Annotated in this window: 21 protein-coding genes; 3 read left to right on the top strand and 18 right to left on the bottom strand. The window is 70.6% G+C overall.

What is annotated here, in order from left to right; genetic code table 11:
• The first annotated feature begins 118 nt into the window (after nucleotides 1-118).
• Nucleotides 119-607: a group III truncated hemoglobin gene (locus tag G6R25_RS09365; RefSeq protein WP_163552658.1), complete on the top strand. Its 489-nt coding sequence runs from the start codon at nucleotides 119-121 to the stop codon at nucleotides 605-607.
• On the opposite strand, the gene G6R25_RS09360 is transcribed toward G6R25_RS09365, so the two are convergent.
• Nucleotides 564-992: a winged helix-turn-helix transcriptional regulator gene (locus G6R25_RS09360; protein ID WP_163552657.1), complete on the bottom strand. Its 429-nt coding sequence runs from the start codon at nucleotides 990-992 to the stop codon at nucleotides 564-566. The two genes, G6R25_RS09365 and G6R25_RS09360, sit on opposite strands and share 44 nt — an antisense overlap.
• A gap of 89 nt (nucleotides 993-1,081) precedes the next feature.
• Here G6R25_RS09360 and G6R25_RS09355 point away from each other — a divergent pair, with 89 nt between their 5' ends.
• On the top strand, nucleotides 1,082-1,939 hold the full coding sequence (locus G6R25_RS09355) for an SDR family oxidoreductase (RefSeq protein WP_163552656.1): 858 nt from the start codon (nucleotides 1,082-1,084) through the stop codon (nucleotides 1,937-1,939).
• Nucleotides 1,940-2,743: 804 nt separating this feature from the next.
• Complete coding sequence (gene fdxA, locus G6R25_RS09350) at nucleotides 2,744-3,079, top strand: ferredoxin (protein ID WP_163552655.1); 336 nt, start codon at nucleotides 2,744-2,746, stop codon at nucleotides 3,077-3,079.
• 542 nt (nucleotides 3,080-3,621) lie between these two features.
• On the opposite strand, the gene G6R25_RS09345 is transcribed toward fdxA, so the two are convergent.
• From G6R25_RS09345 to nifV, 17 genes are all read right to left on the bottom strand, one after another.
• The gene (locus G6R25_RS09345; RefSeq protein ID WP_163552654.1) at nucleotides 3,622-4,707 is read right to left on the bottom strand and encodes a 2-oxoacid:ferredoxin oxidoreductase subunit beta; all 1,086 of its coding nucleotides are present in this window, start codon (nucleotides 4,705-4,707) and stop codon (nucleotides 3,622-3,624) included.
• Nucleotides 4,704-6,749 carry a 2-oxoacid:acceptor oxidoreductase subunit alpha gene (locus tag G6R25_RS09340; RefSeq protein ID WP_163552653.1) on the bottom strand — a complete coding sequence of 682 codons (2,046 nt, stop codon included), beginning with the start codon at nucleotides 6,747-6,749 and terminating at the stop codon, nucleotides 4,704-4,706. Before G6R25_RS09340 ends, G6R25_RS09345 begins: the two co-directional genes overlap by 4 nt.
• An 82-nt stretch (nucleotides 6,750-6,831) precedes the next feature.
• Nucleotides 6,832-8,250: a cysteine desulfurase family protein gene (locus G6R25_RS09335; RefSeq protein ID WP_163552652.1), complete on the bottom strand. Its 1,419-nt coding sequence runs from the start codon at nucleotides 8,248-8,250 to the stop codon at nucleotides 6,832-6,834.
• Entirely contained in the window at nucleotides 8,247-8,963 is a 717-nt protein-coding gene (locus G6R25_RS09330) for a HesA/MoeB/ThiF family protein (protein WP_163552651.1), read from the bottom strand. Before G6R25_RS09330 ends, G6R25_RS09335 begins: the two co-directional genes overlap by 4 nt.
• 43 nt (nucleotides 8,964-9,006) lie before the next feature.
• Nucleotides 9,007-9,627 carry an iron-sulfur cluster assembly accessory protein gene (locus G6R25_RS09325; protein WP_163552650.1) on the bottom strand — a complete coding sequence of 207 codons (621 nt, stop codon included), beginning with the start codon at nucleotides 9,625-9,627 and terminating at the stop codon, nucleotides 9,007-9,009.
• Nucleotides 9,624-11,171, bottom strand: a complete 1,548-nt coding sequence (gene nifB, locus G6R25_RS09320; RefSeq protein WP_136447378.1) for a nitrogenase cofactor biosynthesis protein NifB — start codon at nucleotides 11,169-11,171, stop codon at nucleotides 9,624-9,626. Before nifB ends, G6R25_RS09325 begins: the two co-directional genes overlap by 4 nt.
• Nucleotides 11,168-11,716, bottom strand: a complete 549-nt coding sequence (locus G6R25_RS28765; protein ID WP_163552649.1) for a nitrogen fixation protein NifZ — start codon at nucleotides 11,714-11,716, stop codon at nucleotides 11,168-11,170. The genes nifB and G6R25_RS28765 overlap by 4 nt, the downstream gene beginning before the upstream one ends.
• Nucleotides 11,713-12,108: a nitrogenase-stabilizing/protective protein NifW gene (gene nifW, locus G6R25_RS09310; RefSeq protein WP_136447376.1), complete on the bottom strand. Its 396-nt coding sequence runs from the start codon at nucleotides 12,106-12,108 to the stop codon at nucleotides 11,713-11,715. Before nifW ends, G6R25_RS28765 begins: the two co-directional genes overlap by 4 nt.
• The gene (locus G6R25_RS09305; protein ID WP_163552648.1) at nucleotides 12,105-12,338 is read right to left on the bottom strand and encodes a CCE_0567 family metalloprotein; all 234 of its coding nucleotides are present in this window, start codon (nucleotides 12,336-12,338) and stop codon (nucleotides 12,105-12,107) included. The genes nifW and G6R25_RS09305 overlap by 4 nt, the downstream gene beginning before the upstream one ends.
• Nucleotides 12,328-12,771 carry a NifX-associated nitrogen fixation protein gene (locus G6R25_RS09300; RefSeq protein ID WP_163552647.1) on the bottom strand — a complete coding sequence of 148 codons (444 nt, stop codon included), beginning with the start codon at nucleotides 12,769-12,771 and terminating at the stop codon, nucleotides 12,328-12,330. Before G6R25_RS09300 ends, G6R25_RS09305 begins: the two co-directional genes overlap by 11 nt.
• Nucleotides 12,768-13,202, bottom strand: a complete 435-nt coding sequence (gene nifX / locus G6R25_RS09295; protein WP_136447373.1) for a nitrogen fixation protein NifX — start codon at nucleotides 13,200-13,202, stop codon at nucleotides 12,768-12,770. The genes G6R25_RS09300 and nifX overlap by 4 nt, the downstream gene beginning before the upstream one ends.
• Entirely contained in the window at nucleotides 13,196-14,848 is a 1,653-nt protein-coding gene (locus G6R25_RS09290) for a nitrogenase component 1 (RefSeq protein ID WP_163552646.1), read from the bottom strand. The genes nifX and G6R25_RS09290 overlap by 7 nt, the downstream gene beginning before the upstream one ends.
• On the bottom strand, nucleotides 14,848-16,218 hold the full coding sequence (gene nifE / locus G6R25_RS09285; protein ID WP_163552645.1) for a nitrogenase iron-molybdenum cofactor biosynthesis protein NifE: 1,371 nt from the start codon (nucleotides 16,216-16,218) through the stop codon (nucleotides 14,848-14,850). Before nifE ends, G6R25_RS09290 begins: the two co-directional genes overlap by 1 nt.
• 248 nt (nucleotides 16,219-16,466) lie before the next feature.
• Nucleotides 16,467-18,029, bottom strand: a complete 1,563-nt coding sequence (gene nifK, locus G6R25_RS09280) for a nitrogenase molybdenum-iron protein subunit beta (protein WP_163552644.1) — start codon at nucleotides 18,027-18,029, stop codon at nucleotides 16,467-16,469.
• Nucleotides 18,030-18,229: 200 nt separating this feature from the next.
• The gene (gene nifD / locus G6R25_RS09275; RefSeq protein ID WP_163552643.1) at nucleotides 18,230-19,690 is read right to left on the bottom strand and encodes a nitrogenase molybdenum-iron protein alpha chain; all 1,461 of its coding nucleotides are present in this window, start codon (nucleotides 19,688-19,690) and stop codon (nucleotides 18,230-18,232) included.
• 52 nt (nucleotides 19,691-19,742) lie between these two features.
• Nucleotides 19,743-20,606, bottom strand: a complete 864-nt coding sequence (nifH, locus tag G6R25_RS09270; RefSeq protein WP_163552642.1) for a nitrogenase iron protein — start codon at nucleotides 20,604-20,606, stop codon at nucleotides 19,743-19,745.
• Between the two features lie 179 nt (nucleotides 20,607-20,785).
• Nucleotides 20,786-22,003 carry a homocitrate synthase gene (gene nifV, locus G6R25_RS09265; RefSeq protein ID WP_163552641.1) on the bottom strand — a complete coding sequence of 406 codons (1,218 nt, stop codon included), beginning with the start codon at nucleotides 22,001-22,003 and terminating at the stop codon, nucleotides 20,786-20,788.
• Between the last annotated feature and the right edge of the window lie 261 nt (nucleotides 22,004-22,264).

The raw sequence follows: 22,264 nt of genomic DNA, 5'->3' as shown, positions 1-22,264 counted from the left end.
ACATTCCTCACAACCCAGAGTAACCAGTCAGCACGGAAAGTGACCTTCGCGCGGCCCTGACGATTCACCTCCCGCCCAAAGGCGGAAGCCCTCTCGCCGAAGCTTGGTAGTCTCGAGTATGCGGGCACAGCCGAACGCCGCCGGGCAGCCGGACATCAGCGCGCGGGCGGACATCGTGACGCTCGTCACGGAGTTCTACCGGCGGGCGTTCACCGATCCGCAGCTCGGCCCCATTTTCGTCGACGTCGCGCAGCTCGACCTTCCCGCGCACCTGCCGGTGATCTGCGACTTCTGGCAGGCGGTGATCTTTCGGGCCGGGACCTACCGGCGCAACGCCTTCGGGGTACACGCCGAGCTGCACGCCCGCGTCCGGCTCACGCCCGAGCTGTTCGCCCACTGGCTGGAGCTGTGGATAACGACCGTCGACGACCTGCACAGCGGTCCGCACGCGGATCGCGCCAAGCTTCAGGCCCACCGGATCGCCGACTCGATGAGCCGCCGTCTCGCCGACGTCCCGACCGCGCCCGCGACCGCGGAGGCCACCCCCGCCAGTTCCGGCGCCGTCACGGCCTCCGTTCGGCGTCGTAGGCCGTCCGAGCCCGACTGATCTCGGCCGCCGACCCCTCGAACAGGTCGGCGAGGACGCGCAGCTGCGCCGCGACCAGGCCGCCCAGCGGGGTCAGCGAGTACTCGACCCGCGCCGGGATCGTGCTGACCACCTCGCGGAGCACGAGGCCGTCGCGCTCCAGGAGCTGCAGCGTCCGGGAGAGCATCTTCTCGCTGACACCCTCGACACGGCGACGCAGCGCATTGAACCGGTAGCTATCCTCGCCCAACGCGAGCATGGCGAGCATTCCCCACTTGGACCCCACGTCCTCGAGCGCCGCCCGCGAGCTGCAGCCCCGGGCGAAGACATCGCTGACGAGCTCATCGCTGGGACCGACCTCCCCAGGACACGGCTCGCCCACCGCCATATCACGCTCGCAGGACATGGTCGCAAGCCTACGATCCCGCCTGGGACTGCCACTATCTTATGGTTAGTACTTACCAAAGGTAATCACAACCGACAGGGAGAACACCCATGGCCACCATCGCCGTCACCGGCTCCACGGGACACCTCGGCCGGCTCGTCGTCGAGAAGCTCCTCCAGTCCGGGGTCGAGCCGTCAACGATCATCGCGGTGGCTCGGACGCCCGCCCGCGCCGCCGATCTCGCCGAACGCGGGGTGCAGGTCCGGGCGGGCGACTACTCGGACCCGGCAAGCCTGCCCGCTGCCCTGGCGGGGGTCGACACCCTGCTGCTCGTCTCGGGCAGCGAGCTCGGCCAGCGCGTCGCCCAGCACACCGCCGTGATCGAGGCGGCGAAGGCGGCCGGCGTCGGGTGGATCGTCTACACCAGCGCGCCGCGGGCCGACGTGACCGACCTGTCCCTCGCCGCCGAGCACAAGGCCACCGAGGAGGTGCTCGCGGCCGCGGGGGTGCCGTTCACGGTGCTGCGCATCAACTGGTACCACGAGAACTACACCGCCCAGCTGGGTCAGTACCTCAGCCAAGGGTTCGTCCTCGGTGCCGCGGGCGACGGCCGGATCAGGGGGGCCTCCCGGGCCGACTTCGCCGCGGGCATCGCGAAGGTCCTGACGACCTCGGGGCACGACAACGCGATCTACGAGTTCGGCGGCACGCCGTTCACCCTCGCCGAGCTGGCCACGACGATCACCGAGGTCACCGGCACCACCGTCACCTACCGCGACGTCACGGTTGTGGAGCTCGCCGCCGCGCTGGGCCAGGCCGGGCTCGACGAGACGACGGCGGGCCTGTTCGCCGGCATCGACGGGTCGATCCGTGGCGGTGCGCTCGATGTCGACGCGGACGATCTGCAGCGGCTGCTCGGCCGGCCGACCTCCAGCCTGGCCGACGCCGTGCGCGCCGCCAAGGTCTGACTCCGCCTCACCCCGCCGCCCACCCCGGCCTCGCTTGCCCAGAGGAACGAAACGGACACGGAACCCTCTGGGCCCCCGAACCCGGGCGGGGCCGGTTGCGGTGCGTTGTGCACGGTCTGAGCCCCGGGATCGTGCACAACGCACCGCAACGCACCGACCCCGGCGGGGCCGGCGGGGCCACTGCGGCAGGGGTGACCGGCTGTCAGGCCGGTCACCTGCCGGTTTGCCGGCCGGGCGGCAAACCGGAGCCGGCCGGTAGCTCGCCGGCTGCGGCACTGCCCGAGCTGACGGACTCCTCGACGACGCCGCCGCCGATGGGCCGACGCCCCTGGTGCCGGCCGATGCCACTACTTCACCTTCGCCGCCGCGGCGGCCGTCGGCGCCGGCCTCGCGGCGGTGACCGTGCCGGTGGCCGTCTTCCCGGTCACCGTCGCGCTGCTGCACCTACGCGGCGCAGTGAGGGCGGCGACGGCCGACGGCAGGGGCCGGGCCAGGGGCCAGGAAAAATTTTTCCTTGGACTTATCCTTAGGTTTTTCCGGGGCCTTGGGATCTTCACATCAAAAGCCACTGAACACGGATCGACTTGTTTACGCTCCCTTTACAGCCGATCTCGCCATCCAGCCCGGTCTCCTGTTACGCTTTCCTGGAAGTCGCACGTAAGGCCGAACCGTAGAAATCGGACCGGTTCCGATGGCACGGATTCCGTGATCGACGACGGAGCCCACCATCGATCCGCGGGTCACCGTGGACCCGGCCCGCCTTCAACACTCGACCCGTCCCGGCGACCGGTAAAGAAGGCACTCATGACGTTTGTCGTCACGTCCGCCTGCATTGATGTAAAGGATACCGCCTGCCTGGGCGAATGTCCCGTCGACTGCATCTACGAGGGCGCTCGGAAGCTGTACATAAATCCAAACGAGTGCATCGACTGCGCGGCGTGCGAGTCGGCCTGCCCGGTCGACGCGATCATGAGCGTCAAGCTGGTACCACCGGCGGAATTCGAGTTCATCGTGGACGAGGCCCGCTTCTTCAGCACCATCCTGCCTGGGCGGGATGTTCCCGTCGGCGATCCGGGCGGCGCGGACAGGGTCGGCCCGATCAGGGCCGACACCCCCTTCGTCGCGGGGTACGGACGCTGACGGCACAAGCCGCCGGCGAAGGCTGACGCGGCCACGGCGTCAGCGGGACCGCCGGCTACGGCCGGTGCTCAGGACCACCCCCGTCCGGGCACCGGCCTTTCAACTTCACACCACACCGCCGGCCGGCGGCATTTCCATGCACCGCCGCCATGCACCGCCGCCGCGCGTCGCCACCATGCACCGCCGCTGTGAAGGCCGGAGCGAAAGCCGGAGCGAAGGCCGGCCGTGAAGTGTCACCGCGAACCACCCCGACCGTGTCGGCGACGGCAACGCTGGGTGAATTCGGGTCTCTCCCATTCCGGTAACCCCAAGGATTTCCGCCCCGGCCGGCCCCCCACGCGGGGCCATTCGAAGTGGCATTCCCACCGGGCATTCCGAGGCGGCCGCTCCGGCCAGGCCACCATCGGGCCCGGACGTGCCAGAGGGGACCAGACCGACCGAAGTCGACCTGGTCCCCTCTCATCACAGGACGGGCGGTCCGCCCGGCCGCCCGTCCGTCCACCCCGGCCGGGGGCGCAGCTCCCCGGCCGGCGGTCTGGTTGCTAGCCGGCGACCACCCAGGAGTCGCTGCCCGTGAGCAGCGACCGCAGGTCACCACGGCCGTCGGGGCGGGCCGTCGCCAGCCGCTCCTGGTAGAGCTGGTCGAAGCTCGGCTGGGAGACCGACCGGTAGACCCCGATCGGCGGCTCGGCGAGCGACGTCTCGGCCAGGCGGGCGAGCCCATAGGCGTAGGTGGAGTTCTGGGTGCCCGGGTCGTGGACGACGACGCGGGAGTCGCCGCCGTGGCCGATACCCAGCTCACCGGTGCTCGGGTCGCGGACCACGCCCCACTGCTCCTTGGCGCCGAAGACGATCGGCAGGCCGGGCGAGAGCCGGATCGGGCCGTGCTCGGGCGCCGCCGGGTTGTCCGGCTCCTCGGGGCTCGTCTGGCCGGCGGCCCGGCTGGGCTGGCGGGGGATCGCGCTGAACGTGGGGCAGCCCTGCCGGATCTCCACCAGCGCCGCGCCCTTGTGTGCCGCGGCGGCGGTCAGCGTCGCCGTGAGGTGGCGGCGGTCGGAGTCGATCGTGCGGGCCACGAACGTCGCCCCGGCCCCGAGCGCGAGCGCGATCGGGTTGAACGGGTTGTCGAGCGAGCCGAACGGGCTCGACGGACCAATCGTGTCGACCTTGGACGTCGGCGAGGCCTGCCCCTTGGTCAACCCATAGATGTGGTTGTTGAGCAACAGGATCTTGAGGTTCACGTTGCGCCGCAGCGCGTGGATCAGGTGGTTGCCGCCGATGGCCAGCGCGTCGCCGTCACCGGTGACGACCCAGACCGACAGGTCCGGCCGGTTGATCGAGATACCGGTCGCGAACGATGGCGCCCGACCGTGGATGGAGTGGATGCCGTAAGTGTCGAGGTAGTACGGCAGCCGCGAGGAGCAGCCGATGCCCGACACCACCACGGTGTTCTCGGGCGCGACGCCGAGGGCCGGCAGCAGCCCGCGCATCGTCGACAGGATCGCGTGGTCCCCGCAGCCGGGGCACCAGCGGACCTCCTGGCCGGTGGTGAAGTCCGCCACCGTCGGCGCCCGCCGGCCGCTCGCGCCGTCGACCGGCTCCTCAGCTTTTCCGTTGACCGTGCTCATCGTCCTGCCTCCCGGGTCGCGTCGTGCTGGCTGGCAGTGGCCGTGCCGGCGTGGGCCGCGGGCTTCGCCGCCCCCGCCTCCGACATCGCCGCGAGGCGCGCGCCGACGTCGCCGACCGGCTTCGTCCCGGCGGCACCCGAGGCGTCCTCGTCGATGCCCTGGATCACCCGGGTGATGACGGAGGCGAGCTCCGCCGTCCAGAACGGCATCCCGCGGGTCCGGTTGTAACCGACGGTGTCGATCAGGGTCTCGCGGCGCAGGTGACCGGCGAGCTGGCCAAGGTTCATCTCGGGCACGAGCACGGTGTGGTACTCGGAGAGCACCGAGGCGAGGTTCGCCGGCAGCGGCACGATGTGGCGCAGGTGCGCCTGGGCGACCTTCATGCCCTCGGCCCGCACCTGCCGGCAGGCCTCCCCGATCGGGCCCCACGTCGAACCCCAGCCGATCACGAGCACGTCCGCACCGGATCCGGGCGGACCGCTCGGGTCGTCGACCTCCAGCGGCGGCACGTCGATGCCGTCGATCTTCGACTGCCGGGTACGGATCATGAAATCGTGGTTGTCCGGGTCATAGGACACCGCGCCGGTGAGGTCGGCCTTCTCCAGGCCGCCGATCCGGTGGGTCAGCCCCGGGGTGCCGGGGATCGCCAGCGGCCGGGCGAGGGTCACCGGGTCACGCGCGTACGGCAGGAAGATCGGGTTGCCGTCCGCGTCGACCCCGTTCGGCTCGGTGGCCAGGTCGATCCCGATGAACGGCAGCTCCTCGACCTCGGGGACCCGCCACGGCTCGCTGCCGTTGGCGATGTAGGCGTCGGAGAGCAGGATGACCGGGGTGCGGTAGGCCAACGCGATCCGCGCGGCCTCCATCGCGGCGTCGAAGCCGTCCGCCGCCGAGCGCACCGCGATCACCGGCATCGGCGCCTCACCGTGCCGGCCGTAGAGCGCCTGCAGCAGGTCGGACTGCTCGGTCTTGGTCGGCAGGCCGGTGGACGGCCCGCCGCGCTGCACGTTGACGATGACGAGCGGCAGCTCCATGATCACGGCGAGGCCGAGCGCCTCGGCCTTGAGCGCCATCCCGGGACCCGAGGTGACGGTCACTCCGAGCGTGCCGGCATAGGACCCGCCGATCGCCGCGCCGATGGCCGCGATCTCGTCCTCGGCCTGGAAGGACCGCACGTCGTTGGAGACCAGCGCGGCCAGTTCGTGCAGGATCTCCGACGCCGGGGTGATCGGGTAGGCGCCGAGGAACAGCGGCATCCCGGCCTGGTGCGCCGCGGCCACCAGGCCGTAGGCGACGGCCTTGTTGCCCTTCATGTGCCGGTAGGTGCCAGCCGGGAGCGGGGCCGGCTTCACCTCGTAGACGTTCGCGAAGGCCTCGGTCGTCTCGCCGTAGATCCAGCCGGCGCGCAGCGCGGAGACGTTCGCGGCCTGCACGTCGGGCTTCGAGGCGAAGCGCTTGTGCAGGTAGGCGATCGTGTCCTCGATCTGCTGGCTGAACATCCAGGACACCAGGCCGAGAGCGAACATGTTCTTCGTTCGCGCGGCGTCCTTGCGCTTGAGGTTGTGATCGGCGACGGCGGCCGCGGCGAACCCGGTCAGGTTGATGGCGTGCACCTGGAAGGCGTCCAGCGAACCGTCGGTCAGCGGGTCGACGTCGTAGCCGGCCTTTTCGAGACCCAGCACCGTGAACGCGTCGGTGTCCAGGATGATGACGCCGCCGGGGCGCAGCTCGGCGACGTTGGCCTTCAGCGCCGCGGGGTTCATGGCGATGAGGACATCAGGCTGGTCACCGGGAGTCCGGATGTCGTGGTCGGCGATGTGGAGCTGGTAGCTCGAGACGCCGGCCACGGTGCCCGCTGGGGCGCGGATCTCCGCCGGGTAGTTCGGCAGCGTCGCCACATCGTTACCGAGGGCGGCCGCCTGGGCGCCGAACCGGTCACCGGTGAGCTGCATCCCGTCGCCGGAGTCGCCGGCGAAGCGGATTACCACGTTCTCCAGCCGTCTGGCCCCTTCGGACCGTTCGGACAACTGCTCGGTGGGCATGAGGGACCTCATCTCAACGTCGCGATCCCGCGCCGGGAGTGCCAGGACCACGCGTGGCGAGACTGGCAGCGCGGGCCGGTCATCAGGGCAGGGCAGACCGAGGAACAGGCAGCTCCGGGGTCCGCCCCGGGGTCGGGGAGACCTCGCCGGTCCAGCCGGCGGCGGGCCGGTCGCTCGCCGCCGGCAGCTCGGGCTCCCCGGGTTCGGCGGGCCAGGGGACCTCGCCGGACCCGACCGCCCGAAGGGACTGCACGCGCAGCACGGCGCGGGCCACCGTCGCGGCGGCGGCGTGGATCTGATCCACGGTGGTGAACCGACCCACGCTGAACCGCAGGCTCTCCCGCGCAGCGGTCGCCGAACGGCCCATTGCGAGCAGCACCGGGGACGGCTCGCTTCCCCCGCCGTGGCAGGCGGAGCCGGCGGACACCGCCACGTCGGGCAGACAGGACTGGACGGCGTCCGCGTCGGCGCCGACGAAGCGCAGGTTCAACGTGTTCGGCAGCCGGACCGGGCCGGGCCGGGCGCTGCCATCCTCGACCGGCCCGTTGACCTCCAGCGCATCCGCGCCGAGCCACCCGACGAGCAGGTCGAACAGCAGGTCCGTCTGGGCCCGCTGCCGGATGGCCTCGTCGTCCATCATCGCGGCGGCGATGCGGGCCGCGGCACCGAAACCGACGATGCCCGGGGTGTTGAGGGTGCCGGCGCGCAGGCCGCGTTCCTGCCCGCCGCCGTGAATCAGCGGCGTGAGGCGCGCCCGCACCGACCGGCCGGCGATCAGCGCCCCGGTGCCCTTCGGGCCATACATCTTGTGCGCGGACGCGACGGCGAGGTCGATCCCCGTCTCGGTGACCGAGACCGGGATGCGGCCGAACGCCTGGGTGACGTCACACAGGAACAGCGCTCCCGCCTCGTGGGCGAGGGCGGCAACCGGTCGCGGGTCGTTGAGCGCCCCCGTCTCGTTGTTGGCCGCCATGACAGCGACCAGGGCGACCTCGTCGGCCTCACCGCGGCCCCGAGGGCCCCCTGAGCCCTCGGGATCCGCGGCCGACCCAGCAGCAGACGGCGGCACAGCAGTGGACGGCGGCACGGGGTGCAGCAGCGCGCGCAGGTGGGACAGGTCGATGGCGCCGTCCGGGTGCACCCGGACGGTCTGCACGCGGCCCCCGTGCAACTCGACGGCGGCCTGCACCGCGGCGAGGACCGCCGGGTGCTCGGTGGCCCCGACCAGGACGCGGCGCCGGTTCGGGGGCGCAGTGGCGAGCACCCCGGCGATCGCCAGGTTGGCCGCCTCGGTCGCGCCGCTGGTGAACACCACGTCGCGCGGACGTGCGCCGGCGAGGACGGCGACGTCGCGACGAGCCCGGTCGACGAGCCGGGCGACCGCCTGACCGGCCGGGTGCGGGCTCGCCGGGTTGGCGAAGTGCTCCCGCAGCAGCGGCAGCATGGCGTTGAGGACCTCGGGGTCGACCGGCGTCGTCGCATTGTGGTCGAGGTAGATCACGGCGTGCTCCCCGGGCCGCAGTCCGGGCAGGCCGGGTCGCGCCGGGTCCGCGGGGTGCGCAGGTCGACGTCCCACCGGTCGAGATGGCCGAGGCAGCCGGCGGCCGGCTCGGCGAAACCGCCGACGACCTTGAGCGCCTCCGTCGCGGCCAGGGCGCCCACCGTGCCCGCGACGGCGCCGAGCACCGGGAAGCCGAGCGGTTCCCAGGCCGGGTCGCCTTCGCCGAACACGCAGCGCAGGCACGGCTCCCCCGGCCGGACCACCAGCAGATACGCCTCGGTGGCGTTCATCGCGGCGACGACCAGCGGCACCCCCGCCCGCACGCACAGCCGGTTGATCAGGTACCGCTCGGGGAAGTTGTGCCGGGCGTCGTTGTGCCGGGCGTCGACGACGGCGTCCGCCTCGGCGATCAGGCCGGGCACGGCCGGGTCCGCCAGGTCGCCCGGATGGATCAGGATGAGGCGGCCGACCCCGGCGGCGGCGAGGTAGGCCGCGACCGCCTCGCCGACGCCGCCGACGCCGGCCACCAGGACCGTCGCCTGGCTCAGCCGCCGCTGGGTCGATACCCCGAAGCCAGGGATGGTCAACTGCCGATCGAAGCGTCGGGAAGTCTCCGCCGCAGGCGGCGCCGCCTGTACGGGCAGGATCCGCGCGGGCGGGCCGGGGCACATCGACCGCAGGCGCGGGTGGGAGTGAGACCGGGCAGTGACCATCGAGCTCTCCGCGGATTCGGCAGGACGGGGGAAGGCGACCCGATCAGGCGACCAGCGCGACCCGGCCGATCTCGGGCAGCTCCTGCCGGAGCCGGGCCTCGATCACGCCGGTCAGCGTGGCATTCGCGCTGGAGCAGCCGCCGCAGGCGCCGGTCAGGCGCAGGTGCACCTCGGCGGTGCCGGGCTGCCCGCCCCCGGCGAGGACGGCGACGACCTCGGCGTCCCCGCCGTCCCCGCGCAGCATCGGGCGGATCTCCTCCATGATCTCCTCGACCTGCTCGCGCAGCTTCGCGTCGGCCGCGGTGCGCTCGGGATCGTCGGACGAGCCGAACGACGACCCGCACCCGCAGGAGCTCTTCGCGTTCGGGTTGGCGAAGGTGAAGCCGGAGGAGGTCAGCGTCTCGGTGTAGTCGACGCGCATCCCGCGCAGCAGGTCGATGCTCGTCGTGTTCACGACGACGTCGAAGCCGTCCTGCGGCAGCACGACGTCGCCGGTCTCGGCGCCGGGCACGAGCGCCAGGTTGTAGGTGTAGCCGGAGCAGCCGCCCGGGTCGACGCCGATGCGCAGGGCGAATCCCTCGGTGCCCTGGGTCGAGTCGAGCAGGTGGCGCACCTGCGCCACAGCCTTGTCGGTGAGTTCGATGACGGTGGCGGTCGTGGTCATGGGGTGCCTACCTCCGCGGGGGTGCGGTTGGCGACGAGGCGGGCGCCGACTTCGGCCACCGCCTTGTCGATCAGGTCGTAGATCTCGACCGGCTCGATGCCGGCCTCCTCGAGCGCCTCGCGCGGCCCGAGGCCGATCTTGCTGCACAGCACGGCTGCGCAGTCGGACAGCATCTCGATGGTGCGATCGAGCTTGGAGACGTCCTCGTCGCAGTCCGACGGGCCGTTGCAGTAGCGGTCGACGTCGCGGGTCTGCACCAGGCGGGCCCAGCCGGGGCCGCCCTCGTAGATCCAGAACTCGCCGGCGTGGCCGAAGTGCTGGTTGACGACGCCGCTGCCCTTGGTGGCGACCGCGACGAGGACGACCTCGTCCGGCCGGACGGGCTCGTCCGCCGGCGCGTCGGGGGTGCGCGCACCGGTGGCGATGTTCAGGGTCTGCCGGGTCGCGGCGACCTCGGTGCGCCAGCGCTCGATCTCCTCGTGCGCCTGCTGGCGGCCGGCGAGGTCGTAGCCGATCTCCCGGTCCTGGAACGTCTCGGGCAGGAACTCGTCGCCGCGGTCCTCGCCGAGCAGGCCGACCGCGTCGGCGCGGCACTGCCGGCAGTGGCGCATCATGTTCATCTCGGCGCCGTCGTCCTGCTCGCACCGGTCCTGCAGGGCCTTGAGCTCCTGCGGGGTCGGGCCGCGCTGGCCGGTCAGGCCGAAGTGGGTGCCGTGCTCGGGGGCCGAGACCAGCGGCATCACGTTGTGCAGGAAGGCGCCGAGCCCCTTGACGGTCCGGGACACCTCGACGAGGTGCTCGTCGTTGATCCCGGGGATCATCACCGAGTTGACCTTGCAGAGGATCTTCCGCTCGGCCAGCGCCGCGAGCCCCGCGAGCTGCTGCTCGGAGAGGATCTTCGACGCCTCCCGGCCGGTGTACCGCTTGCCCCGCCAGGTGATCCACGGGTAGATCCGCTCGCCGACCTCTGGGTCGATCATGTTGATCGTGATCGTGACGTGGTCGACGTTGAGGTCGGCGATCCGGTCGACGAACTCGGGCAGCCGCAGACCGTTGGTCGACAGGCACAGCTTGATGTCCGGGCAGTCCCGGGCCACCAGTTCCATCGTGCGGAAGGTCGGCTTCGGGTTCGCCAGCGGGTCACCGGGCCCGGCGATCCCCAGCACGCTCATCTGCTTGATCTCGCTGGCGACCAGCTTGACCTTGGCGAACGCGTCCTCAGGAGTCAGCAGCGTGCTCGTGACGCCTGGCCGGCTCTCGTTGGCGCAGTCGAACTTCCGGTTGCAGAAGTTGCACTGGATGTTGCAGCCGGGCGCGACCGCGACGTGCATGCGGGCGTAGTACTGGTGCGCCTCGGCGCTGTAGCACGGGTGGTTGGCGATCTTCTGCGCGATCTCCGGGTCCTGCACGGGAGCGCTGGTGCCGCAGCTCGTCGTGCTCTTACAGCCACCCGCCAGGTTCGGCGCCGGTGCGTCGTCCCGCCGGACGAGCTCGCCGGTGGTGGCAGCGCCGACCACCTGCAGCGCGACCGGCTGCCCGCTCACCGACGGCCGTCCTTCGCGGGCGGCGTGGGCTTCGCGGGCGGCGTGGGCTTGGCAGACGGCGTGGGCTTCGCGGGCGCGGCCGGTGCCGCGGCCTCGGCGTCCGCCTTGGTCGACTTGCAGTTCACGGACCCGTGCTTGCAGGACTTCGCCGCCGGCCCGGCGGCCCCGTCGTGGGCGCTGTGCGCGGCGGGCTCGGCCGGCACCTTCTCTGCCACCAGGACGGCGGCCGGGGCCGAGCCCTCCGCCGCAGCCCCGGCGGCCGTCGTCTTCGCGGCCGGCTGCGCGTCCCCGGACTCCTCGTGCGCTGCATCCTCGACGGTGGTGAGCTCGCGCTCCAACGCGCCGACGATGCGGCCGTTTTCGAAGGCGATCGCGTAGACGATGTGCTCCTGCAGGTACAGGCCGACGTTGATGACCTGGCCGCGGGTCCCCTCCTCGACCAGGATCTCGCCGATGGAGATCGCCGGATCCGGGTAGGTGCCGTCGTTGCGCAGCGCCTTGGCGGCCATGACGACGTCGCCGACGTCGTAGGTGTTACTGGTCATCGGGACTCCTCCGTCGGCTCGGACGTTTCCGACGGCTGGGTGGACCCCAACCGCTGCACGGTGATCTCGGATGCCGGCACGAAGGCCGACTGCGGCGCGCGGTCCTTCAGCACCTTGAACAGGCGGTGGTCCAGCGCGGTGGCGTTGGTGAACGCCTCGTAGGAGCGGACGAGCGCGTCGCGGTATTCGCGCAGGAGATGCCGCGGGTGCTCCGCGTCGGCTCCGGCTTCGGGCAGCTTGGCCAGCTCGCCGGCGAAGTGCTTGAGGATGTGCAGCCGGTTGACGGCCACGACCCGCGGGTCGAAGTCGACCTCCAGCAGGGTGAAGTACTCCTCCGCGGTGGAGCAGCGGTTGAACTCGGCCAGTTGGCCGGCGTCGGTGGTCGCGCTCATCGCGACGTCTCCTTCTCGGCCAGGCCCTCCAACAGGGCGATCTCGGCGTAGGCGTCATAGGTCCGGCGGGCGACGTCGAGCAGGCCCTCCCAGCCGATCGGGAGGTCCTCGGCGAGGTCGTGAAGATCGAGCTTGAGCCGGGTGGCCTTGCTGTGGAGCTTGCGCAGCCGCTGCTGGGCGGCGGCGGTGTCGAGGCCCGCGGTGTCCGGGGCCGGCGTCTCAGGAGTCATCGCGGGCGACCTCGCTCCAGCGCTCGATCAGCTTGCTCGCGCCGCTCACCAGGGCCTCGCCGCGGGCGGCGAGCTCCTCGAACGAGTTGAAGCCGAACCGCTGCACGTCGCGCAGCGCGTTGTCGAGCACGACGAGTCGGCCCGCAAAAATGATCACTCGGCCGAAACCCTCGCTGTTGAGGTCGAGGATCGTCGTGGTGAACGCTCCGGTCGCCTTCTCGGTGGCGGCGGCGATCGCCTGGTAGAACGACCGCAGCCGGGCCCCGGTGGCGATATCGAGGTCGCAGTTGGTCGCGATCGTGCGGCGCTGCTCCTTGGTCAACACGAACGGGGCGAGCAGCTGGTCGTCGGAGAACCGATCGAGCTGGCCGTAGGAGTCACCGGCCCGGACCTGGTCGAGCAGGTCACGCAGGAAGTCCTTCGCCTCGCTCATGCCGCGTCTCCCTTCAGAACGGCAGCAACGCTGCGAGTCCAGCTCTGCGCGGCCGGCTGCTGCGACTCGCTGTGCTTGAGGACCTTGCGCAGCCAGGGCGGCGGGGATCCGGCCAGCGTCGCGACGTAGCGGGTCAGCAGGTCGGAGACGCTGGCGCCCTTGGCCACCTTCACCGGATGGATCTTGGCCTTGACAACCTTCGCCGCGGCGGTGCCGCCGATGTCGGCGATGTTGAGGATCGCGCAGTCCGTGACCGCGGCCAGCCTGGATTCGATCTTGTCCTGCTCGTCGTCGGACGCCGCCTCCAGCAGGCGGGTCTCCAGCAGGTGCGACCCCTCGGGGCCGACCTCGTAGACGTCGAACCGTCGGCACCAGCCGAAGTGCTGGTCCACAGCGGTGCCGTCGCTGGTCGCGAAGGCGATCTTCAACACGGGGACTCCTGGAACAGGTTGTCGAGTTCGTCGGGTTCTGCCGTGCCACGGCCCTGCTGGGGGATCTCGGGGCCGGCGCGATGACCGGCCGCGGCGGATCCGTGCGACGCGGACAGCGACGGCCGACCCGGCCGGGCGTGCCCGTGCCCGTGGTCGAGGACACGGTTCGCCGCGCCGATCAGCAGCCGCAGGCTGCCGACGTAGCCGGCGGTGCCGTCCATCGCCGCCCCTAGCCGGTCGAAGAGCGGAAAACCGGTAGGCAGGAACGCGGCGCCGATCCGCTCCGCGATTCCCCGGGCGTGGCTGGAGCCGAGGACGAGCTCGGCACCGGCGGCCTGCGCCCGTTCGGCGAACTCGGCCAGGTCGCCGATGACGACCTCGGCCCAGGGCGCGTCGGCGAGGGCCGGCGCCGGGGTCGGCGACACCGCGGTCACGATCTCGGCGCCGACGTCGCGCAGCAGCGAACCGGCGGCCAGCAGGGTCTCGGGCTCCCCGGCGATCGCCACCCGGACGCCGCCGAGCACGAAGTGCGCGTCGAGCAGGCCGTCGGCGAGGCGGGCCCGGTCGCGGCGGACCCGCTCGGGGGCGGTCCGGCCGGTGTGCGCCATCAGCTCCGTGACCAGGGCGTCCATCTCGGTCAGGCCGGACAGGTGCCGGTGGCGCAGCAGTCGGGCGCCGGTGCGGGCGGCGAGTAGCTCGCCCGCGGGGGCCGCGGTCGCGCCGGCGATGAGGACGGCGCCGGCGTGGCGCAGCGAGCGCAGCTCGGCGACGCCCGTGCCCCCGGTCGTCGTCGGCTGCCAGGCCGGGGCGAGATGGCCGTCGACCGAGCCGGACAGGTCCGGCACCAGCACGGGGTCGAGCCCGAACGCCCGGACCAGCCCGGCGACCTCGTCGAGGTCGGCCGCGGTGAGTGCGGGACCGGCGAGGACGGCGACCAGGTTGCGGCCGGCGGCGTCCCCGTCGGTCGTACCGGCCTGCCGGGGCAGAGGCGAAGCCGGGACGGTGGTGGTGACCGGCGCCGCGGCGGGGATCACGCGGGCGGCGCCGGCCGGCATGGTGGCGGCGGCCGGTGGGGCGGCGGGGAGGGTGGCTGCCGGCGGGGCGGAGGCCGCGATGAGCGCGGTCGACGCATCCGAGCGGTCCTCGACCGTCAGCGGTGCGGGCACCACCGCCCGGATCAACGCCTCCAGCGCGGCCGACCAGCCGTCGGACAGCCCGCCGAGGAAGTCCGGGGTGGACACCCCGATGATCAGCGGCGCGGCGTCCTCGTCGGCGTCGGCCCAGGTGGCCAGGTAGGTGCGCAGCTGGCCGCCGACGTCCTCCCCGGAGACCTCGGTGACGCCCGTGGTGAGCAGGCCGATGATGGCCGGGCGCTGCTTCTTGCGGATGGCGTCGAGGGTGGCCACCATGGCCTCGCCGCTGCCGAGGACCGCGGTCACCTCGCTGATCGCCGTGGTCTGCAGCGGAATCGGCTCGTTGAAGTGCCGGGTCAGCAGGGCCTTGGCGAACGACGCGCAGCCCTGCGACCCGTGCATGATCGGCAATGAGTCGGCCAGGCCGAGGAAGACGAGCGCGCCGCCGAGTGGCTGGCTGTACTTGAGCGGGTCGATCGCGCCGCGCCGCTCCGGGTTGAAGATCTTGGCCATCAGTGGGCCCCGACCAGGTCCCAGGGGGCAGGCCGGCGGACCTGTTCCCACACCGGGCTCCCGATCGCCATATCGAGGCGGCGGGCGAACTCGACCATGCCGGTGTAGCCCGCGTAGGGGATGTGCCGCTCCTGGTTGATGTCGAGGAACGGCAGCCGGCCCTTGATCGCGGTGTACTGGTTGCGGCCGCCGGCGACGAGGATGTCGGCGCCGGTCTCCTCCGCCACCCGCAGCAGTTCCCGCGGGCTGCCATCGGAGATCAGCTTGGCGTCGCCGAGCAATTCACGGATCTTGTCGACGTCGCCGTCGGAACTCTTGGTGATGCCGCTGCCGACGACCTCGATGCCGAGATCCTGCAGCGCGGAGACGATCGACCAGCTCTTGACGCCACCGGTGTAGAGCACGGCCTTGCGGCCGGCGAGCCGGGCGCGGTAGGGCGCGAGCGCGGTCTCGACGGCCGCCTCCTCGACAGCGATGAGCTCCTCCGTGCGGCGGGAGAGATCGTCGTCACCGAGCAGGCGGGCGAAGCCGCGCAGCGAGTCGCCCATCGCGCTGACGCCGTAGAAGCTGCCCTCGAACCAGGGGATGCCGTAGCGTTCCTCCAGGCCGCGGGCGAGGCCCAGCAGCGCGCGGGAGCAGACGACCATGGTCGCCTTCGCCCGGTGCGCCGCGGCGATGTCGCGGTAGCGGGCGTCCCCACTGATGCAGGCCCGCAGCCGAATCCCCAGCCGGGTCAGCAGCGGCACCACGTCCCACAGCTCGCCGGCGATGTTGAACTCGCCGATGAGGTTGACGTCGAAGTCGGTGACGTCGTCCGGTTCGACCGTGCCGATCACATGGTCCAACAGGGCCTGACTGGCGATCTTGTTGCCGAGGTTCTTGTTTCCGGCGAAACCCGGGGCCTCGACCGGGATCACGGGTACCCCGGTCCGCTCCGCGGCGGCCGCGCAGACCGCCTCGAGATCGTCGCCGATCATCGCGGTGACGCAGGTGGAGTAGACGAAGACCGCGGGCGGCGCGTAACGCTCGACGACCTCGCAGATCGTGTCGAACAGGCGCTGCTCGCCCCCGAGCACCACGTCGTTCTCGGTCATGTCGGTGGTGAAACCGTGGCGGAACAGCGTCGGCCCGGACGACAGGCTGCCCCGGCCGTCCCAGGAGTTGCCGGCGCAGGCGATCGGGCCGTGGACGACGTGGGCGCTGTCGGCGATCGGGACGAGGGTGATCATCGCCCCGTCGAAGGTGCAGCCGCCGGAGGTTCCACCCGGCTTGGGCTTGGGGCAGCCCGCCTTGCGAGCCTTGGCGCTCTTGGCATTGTTGTGGTCGCAGGCCGCCTCAGTGAACAGGGCGGCACGTTCGGTAGCAGCCATGGGCCATCCTCGGGAGGGGGCGGTCCTCGGGAGAGGCTGGACAAGGGGGTCGATCAACCCGGGAGGGAGTCGACCGACCCACCTGTGAGCGGGGGAGAAGGCGCAGGTGCTCCTGCCTGTCTCGACCCGTGGGAGTGGTCGGCCGGCCGCAGGGAGCGCGGTGGGCGCGGCCGACCGACCACGTCTGGCCCGGTTCGTCGCCGGTGGTGAGTCCCACCGGTGGCGACTCGGCTACAGCGGACGGCGCGTCAGCGGACCGCGTCGAAGCTGTGGTCGGGGGCGTTGCGGTCCATCTCGTCGAGGATCGTGTTGACGAGCTGGGTAAGCAGGTGCAGACCACCCGTGTAGCCGATGATCGGGAACCGGTGCAGGTGGTGCCGGTCGAAGATCGGGAACCCGACCCGGACCAGCGGCACGTTCGCCTCACGGGAGATGTACTTCAGCTGCATGCTGCCGATGAGCAGGTCGACCGGCTCGGTGAAGACCAGCGACCGCAGGTGCCAGAGGTCCTTCTCCGGCCACACGGTCGCCTCCGCGCCGAACTTGCTGGCGGAGAGCACCTTCTCCATCCGGGCCTTGAAGGTGGCGTCGGCGTTCGTGCTCACGACGTGCACCGGGATCATCCCGAGCTCGAGCACGAACCGGGTCAGCGCGATGACGAGGTCCGGGTCGCCGGCGAGGGCCACCCGCTTGCCGTGCACGTAGGCATGCGAGTCGGTGATCGCGTCGACCAGGCGACCGCGCTCGAGGGTCAGCTCCGCCGGGACCTCGACCTCCGCGACCCTGGCGACCGCCGTCAGGAAGGCGTCGGTGCCCTTGACCCCGATCGGGGTCTCCAGCAGGATCGTGTCCTGCTTCCAGTCCTTCTGGATGTACTCGGCCGTCCTGCGCAGCGTGCTCTCCTGCAGCAGCAGGCTCGCGCGGCTGAACTTCGCCAGCGCCCCCTGGGTCAGCGGGGTGCCGCCCGGGTAGAGGAAGTACTCGCCGTCCGCCGGGGAGTCCAGCGAGCTGGAGTGGTCGCCCAGGATCAGCGGGTCGACCCCCATCAGCTCGAGGATGCGCCGGTACTCGCGGTGGTTGCCGACGTAGGTGTCGAACCCGGGGATGACGTTCAGCCGGACCTTGTCGGACTTCTCCACCTTCGACGCGTCCGCGTCGGGGGACTTCGACAGCATCTCGATGATGCCCTTGAGCATCACGTCGTAGCCGGTGATGTGCGAGCCTACGAAGGACGGGGTGTGGGCGTACGACACCGGGAAGTCCTGGCTGATCACCTCCTGCTCGCGGGCCGCGCCGATGTAGGCGAACAGGTCCTCACCGATGACCTCGGCCATGCACGTGGTGCTGACCGCGATGTGCTTCGGCTTGTAGAGGGCGGTGATATTCTCCATCGCCTCGACGAGGTTGTTGATGCCGCCGAACACGGCGGCGTCCTCGGTCATCGAGGTGGAGGCGGCGGGCACCGGCTCCTTGAAGTGCCGGGCGAAGTGGCTGCGGAAGTACGCCACGCAGCCCTGCGACCCGTGCACCAACGGCATGGTGCCCTCGAACCCGAGCGCGGCGAGCACCGCGCCGAGCGGCTGGCAGGCCTTGGCCGGGTTGACGGTCAGGCCCTCCCGGGCAAAGTTCTTCTCCCGGTACTCCCACCCGCGGGTCCAGTCCAGGACCCGCTGGACCTCTTCCTTCGGGGCCGCGTCCTCAAACTCGCGCTTGCCCTCGAACTGCTTCTGGTAGACCTCATCGCGGAAGATGTCGTTGTGGTCAAGGACCCGCAGTGGGACCGCGCTGGCATGCTCGGGGGTCGTCGTCACCGGACGTCCCTCCTCTCCCCTGTGGGGCTTGTCCCCAGGTGGGGCTTGAGGCCTGCCGCGGCAGCCGCCAACGACCATTTCGGGGTCACGGGGTCGCTGGCGGCTGCGTTCGGCCAGACCTTGATGGACTACTGGTCAGCTACTACAGGTGGGCGTCTACTGCTGGGCGCCTGGCGCCCGGGTGCCCGGAGGGCGGCGGATCAGACGACCTCGCCGGCCTTCGACCAGGGGGCCTCGAGGAGGTCCCAGGCCGGGCTGTTGATGGCGATGTCCATGTCCCGGGCGAAGACCGCGAAGCCGTCGACGCCGTGGTAGGGCCCGGAGTAGTCCCAAGAGTGCATCTGCCGGAAGGGGATGCCCATCTTGTGGAAGACGTACTTCTCCTTGACGCCCGCACCCATCAGGTCCGGCTTGAGGTGCTTGGCGAACTCCTCGAGTTCGAACGAGTTCGGGTCGTCGTAGAGGAGGGTGCCTTCCTTGAGCATGCTGTAGGTCCGGGTGTAGTCGTCCTTGTGGGCGAACTCGTAGCCGGTGCCGACGACCTCCATGCCGAGGTCCTCGTACGCGCCGATGGTGTGCCGGGGGCGCAGGCCGCCGATGGCGAGCATGACCCGCTTGCCCTCGAGCCGCGGCCGGAACGCCTTGGTGATCTCGTCAAAGCGCACCTGGTAGCGAGCGATCGCAGCCTCGGTCTTCGCCTTGACCTCGTCGTCGAAGAACTCGGCGATCTTACGCATGGAGAAGACGATCTTCGACGGGCCGAAGAAGTTGAACTCGGTCCACGGAGTGCCGAAGCGCTCCTCCATGGTGGTGCAGATGTAGTTCATCGAGCGGTAGCAGTGGATCAGGTTGAGCTTCGACAGGTGCGTCGACTTCATCTCGTTGAGCGTGCCGTCGCCGGACCACTGGGCGATGACCCGCAGGCCCATCTCCTCGAGGATGCGCCGCGACGCCCAGGCGTCACCGCCGATGTTGTAGTCACCGATCAGCGCGACGTCGTAGTCGGTCTGCTCGAAGGTGCCGCCGCCGGTGCCGAGCACGTGGTCGCGGACAGCGTCGTTCGCGATGTGGTGACCCAGCGACTGGCTCACGCCGCGGAACCCCTCGCAACGGACCGGGATGATCGGCATGTCGTGCTTCTTCGCGGACTTCTTGGCGACGGCCTCGATGTCGTCGCCGATCAGACCGATCGGGCACTCGGACTGGATCGAGACGCCCTTGGCCAGCGGGAACAGCTCGACGATCTCGTCGAGGACCGTCTCCAGCTTGCCATCGCCGCCGAAGACGATGTCCTTCTCCTGGAAGTCCGTCGTGATCTGCATCGCGGTGAAGTTGTTCACGCCGAGGTGGCCGTGGGCGTAGTTGCGCCGGGTGGCCCAGGAGTACTGACCGCAGCCGACGGGCCCGTGGCTGATGGTGACGAGGTCCTTCACCGGGCCCCACACCACGCCCTTGGATCCGGCGTAGGCGCAGCCGCGGATCGTCATGACCCCGGGGCGGGACTTGATGTTGGACTTGACCTCGCACTCCTTCGACCCCTCGGGGTCGTTGGCCTTGATGTGCTTGGTCCGGAACTTGGCGGCCTTCGTGGGGTACTGACCCAGGACCTCGGCGATCATCGCCTCGGTCTCGGCCCGGGTCGGTGCCGGCGTCGTGGTCATGATCGGGACCTCATCCTCGACGGTGAGTGGAACAGGTGGTCGGGGCGACGCGTCAGGCGACCGCGGCAGTCTTGCCGATCACGCTCTCGTCCTCCTGCGCCATGATCCCGAAGTCGATGAGGAGCTCCTCGAGCTCGTCCATGGTGATCGGCGTCGGGATCGTCTTCATGTCGTTGTTGATGATCTTGTTGGCCAGCTCGCGGTACTGGTCGGCCTGACTGTTGGTCGGGTCGTACTCGATGACCGTCATCCGGCGCAGCTCGGCGTGCTGCACGACGTTGTTACGCGGGATGAAGTGGATCATCTGGGTGTTGAGGCGGCGGGCGAGCTCCATGATCAGCTCGTCCTCGCGGTCGGTGTTACGGCTGTTGCAGATGAGCCCGCCGAGCCGGACGCCACCGGAGTGCGCGTACTTCAGGATGCCGCGGGCGATGTTGTTCGCCGCGTACATCGCCATCATCTCGCCGGAGGTGACGATGTAGATCTCCTGCGCCTTGCCCTGGCGGATCGGCATCGCGAACCCGCCGCACACAACGTCACCGAGGACGTCGTAGGTGACGAAGTCGAGGTTCTCGTACGCGCCCGCCTCCTCCAGGTAGGTGATGGAGGTGATGACGCCACGGCCGGCGCAGCCCACGCCCGGCTCCGGGCCACCGGACTCGACGCACTTGATGCCCCACTGGCCCTCGACGAGAACCTCGTCGAGCTCCAGGTCCTCGACCGAACCCTTCTCGGCGGCGAGCTGGATGACGGAGGTCTGCGCCTTTGCGTGCAGGATCAGGCGGGTCGAGTCGGCCTTGGGGTCACAGCCGACGATCATGACCCGCTGGCCCGCCTCGGCCATGGCCGCCATGGTGTTCTGCTGGGTGGTGGACTTGCCAATACCACCCTTGCCGTAGAACGCGATCTGGCGCATGCGGTGCTCCTCCTTGGGACGGTTGCCCGGCTCGCGGTCACCGGGGCTCGGCCATGCCGATCGGGCTAGCCGGGCCGGTCGGCCCGCGGGATGCCGGACGTGCCGCCGGTCGGATTGGACCGGGACGTCGGCACTACCGTGGTGCTGGTCGTGCAACCCCATGCCGCGGGGCAGATCGGTCAGACCTGCTCTTCGCGCTGGGGGGCCTCCACTCGGGGGGTCGGCATCTCCACCCGCCCGAGAAGCTCCTGGAAGTCGCGGCTGTGAAGGCCGCGCTTGTGCTGGGTGGCGGCGGCACGGACCCGCTCCAGCAGGGGTTCGATCTCGCTGTCCTCGGCGTCGATGCCGTACTTGGCCAGCGCGTACCGGACCGAGGCCCGCCCGCTGTGCTTGCCGATCGCCAGCCGCCGGCGCCCGCCGACCTCGGCGGGATCGAACGGCTCGTACGTCGCCGGGTGGCGCAGGATGCCGTGCACGTGGATGCCCGACTCGTGCGCGAACACCGACTCACCGACCACCGCCTTGCCTGCCGGCAGCGGCCGGCGCGCGGCCCGCGATACCAGCCGCGCGAGGCTGCGGAACGCCGTCGTGTCCAGGTCGACGGGCAGCTTCAGCAGGTGCCGAAGCGCCATCGCGACCTCTTCGATCGGAGCGTTCCCGGCGCGTTCACCCAGGCCGAGCACGGTGGTGCTGACCCAGGTGAACCCCGCCTGGACGGCGGCGATGGTGTTGGCCGTCGCCAGGCCGAAGTCGTCGTGGGCGTGGATCTCCCACGGCCCCGGGACCGCCCTGACCAGTCGCCCCAGCCGATCGTGCGCGCTCACCGGGTCGAGCAGGCCGACGGTGTCGGCCCAGCGCAGCCTGGTGACGCCCAGTTCCCGCAGTTCGCCCGCCAGGTCCGTGACGAACGCGTCGTCGGCTCGGGAGGCGTCCTCGAAACCGACGCTCACCCGCATCCCACGATCCGTCGCATCCGCGACACACTCGCGGACCCGCTGCCGCGCCCAGGTCCGATCCCGCCCCAACTTGCTCTTCAGGTGCAAGTCGGAGACGGGGATGGTCAGGTGCGCGGTGACAAGGCCGCAGCTTGCCGCGGCCTCGACGTCGCGGCGGTCGGCCCGGCACCAGCCCACGATCTCCGCCTGCGGATCGGTTGCGAGGATCTCCCGCAGCACGTCCCGCTCGGTGACACCCATCGCCGGGATTCCGGCTTCGATCTGGTGCACCCCGATGGCGTCCAGGGCAGCGACGATGGCGAGTTTCTCGGCCGCGGTGAATGCGACGCCAGGCGCCTGCTCGCCGTCGCGGAGCGTGGTGTCGCAGAATTTGATCGCCGCGTCCGGCTGTATCGCCGTGGCAGACGAGCTGGGAAAACGGGGGTCTCGCACTGTCATCACCAGCCGTTGCTCCGGGACTGAAGACCATGGGCTGCGCCGCGAACTGTGGTTCTGTGTTTGTTCGGCGGCGACATTAATCAGACTAGGAGGCGATTATTTCGAAGCTGCAAGCGCCGGTAACTTCCGGGTTAACAGGTATTCTCACCGGATGAGTGCAAGCTTTTCTGTTGGGATATCCCGAAGGATATCTCAAAAGAAAAATTGTAACTGGTCAGGTATTTGTTTGATCTTGGGTTAGCTGGTTGCGGGCATCCAGGCGCG

The sequence above is a fragment of the Candidatus Frankia alpina genome, assembly GCF_902806485.1.
Classification (GTDB): Bacteria; Actinomycetota; Actinomycetes; order Frankiales; family Frankiaceae; genus Frankia; species Frankia alpina.
This window is presented reverse-complemented; position numbering and strand designations above follow the sequence as displayed.

Bases quoted from the DNA above. Each gene is read 5' to 3' on its own strand.
- G6R25_RS09365 (WP_163552658.1), top strand. From the start codon at position 119: ATGCGGGCACAGCCGAACGCCGCCGGGCAGCCGGACATCAGCGCGCGG.
- G6R25_RS09360 (WP_163552657.1), bottom strand. From the start codon at position 992: ATGTCCTGCGAGCGTGATATGGCGGTGGGCGAGCCGTGTCCTGGGGAG.
- G6R25_RS09355 (WP_163552656.1), top strand. From the start codon at position 1,082: ATGGCCACCATCGCCGTCACCGGCTCCACGGGACACCTCGGCCGGCTC.
- fdxA (WP_163552655.1), top strand. From the start codon at position 2,744: ATGACGTTTGTCGTCACGTCCGCCTGCATTGATGTAAAGGATACCGCC.
- G6R25_RS09345 (WP_163552654.1), bottom strand. From the start codon at position 4,707: ATGAGCACGGTCAACGGAAAAGCTGAGGAGCCGGTCGACGGCGCGAGC.
- G6R25_RS09340 (WP_163552653.1), bottom strand. From the start codon at position 6,749: ATGCCCACCGAGCAGTTGTCCGAACGGTCCGAAGGGGCCAGACGGCTG.
- G6R25_RS09330 (WP_163552651.1), bottom strand. From the start codon at position 8,963: ATGGTCACTGCCCGGTCTCACTCCCACCCGCGCCTGCGGTCGATGTGC.
- G6R25_RS09325 (WP_163552650.1), bottom strand. From the start codon at position 9,627: ATGACCACGACCGCCACCGTCATCGAACTCACCGACAAGGCTGTGGCG.
- G6R25_RS28765 (WP_163552649.1), bottom strand. From the start codon at position 11,716: ATGACCAGTAACACCTACGACGTCGGCGACGTCGTCATGGCCGCCAAG.
- nifW (WP_136447376.1), bottom strand. From the start codon at position 12,108: ATGAGCGCGACCACCGACGCCGGCCAACTGGCCGAGTTCAACCGCTGC.
- G6R25_RS09305 (WP_163552648.1), bottom strand. From the start codon at position 12,338: ATGACTCCTGAGACGCCGGCCCCGGACACCGCGGGCCTCGACACCGCC.
- G6R25_RS09300 (WP_163552647.1), bottom strand. From the start codon at position 12,771: ATGAGCGAGGCGAAGGACTTCCTGCGTGACCTGCTCGACCAGGTCCGG.
- G6R25_RS09290 (WP_163552646.1), bottom strand. From the start codon at position 14,848: ATGGCCAAGATCTTCAACCCGGAGCGGCGCGGCGCGATCGACCCGCTC.
- nifE (WP_163552645.1), bottom strand. From the start codon at position 16,218: ATGGCTGCTACCGAACGTGCCGCCCTGTTCACTGAGGCGGCCTGCGAC.
- nifD (WP_163552643.1), bottom strand. From the start codon at position 19,690: ATGACCACGACGCCGGCACCGACCCGGGCCGAGACCGAGGCGATGATC.
- nifH (WP_163552642.1), bottom strand. From the start codon at position 20,606: ATGCGCCAGATCGCGTTCTACGGCAAGGGTGGTATTGGCAAGTCCACC.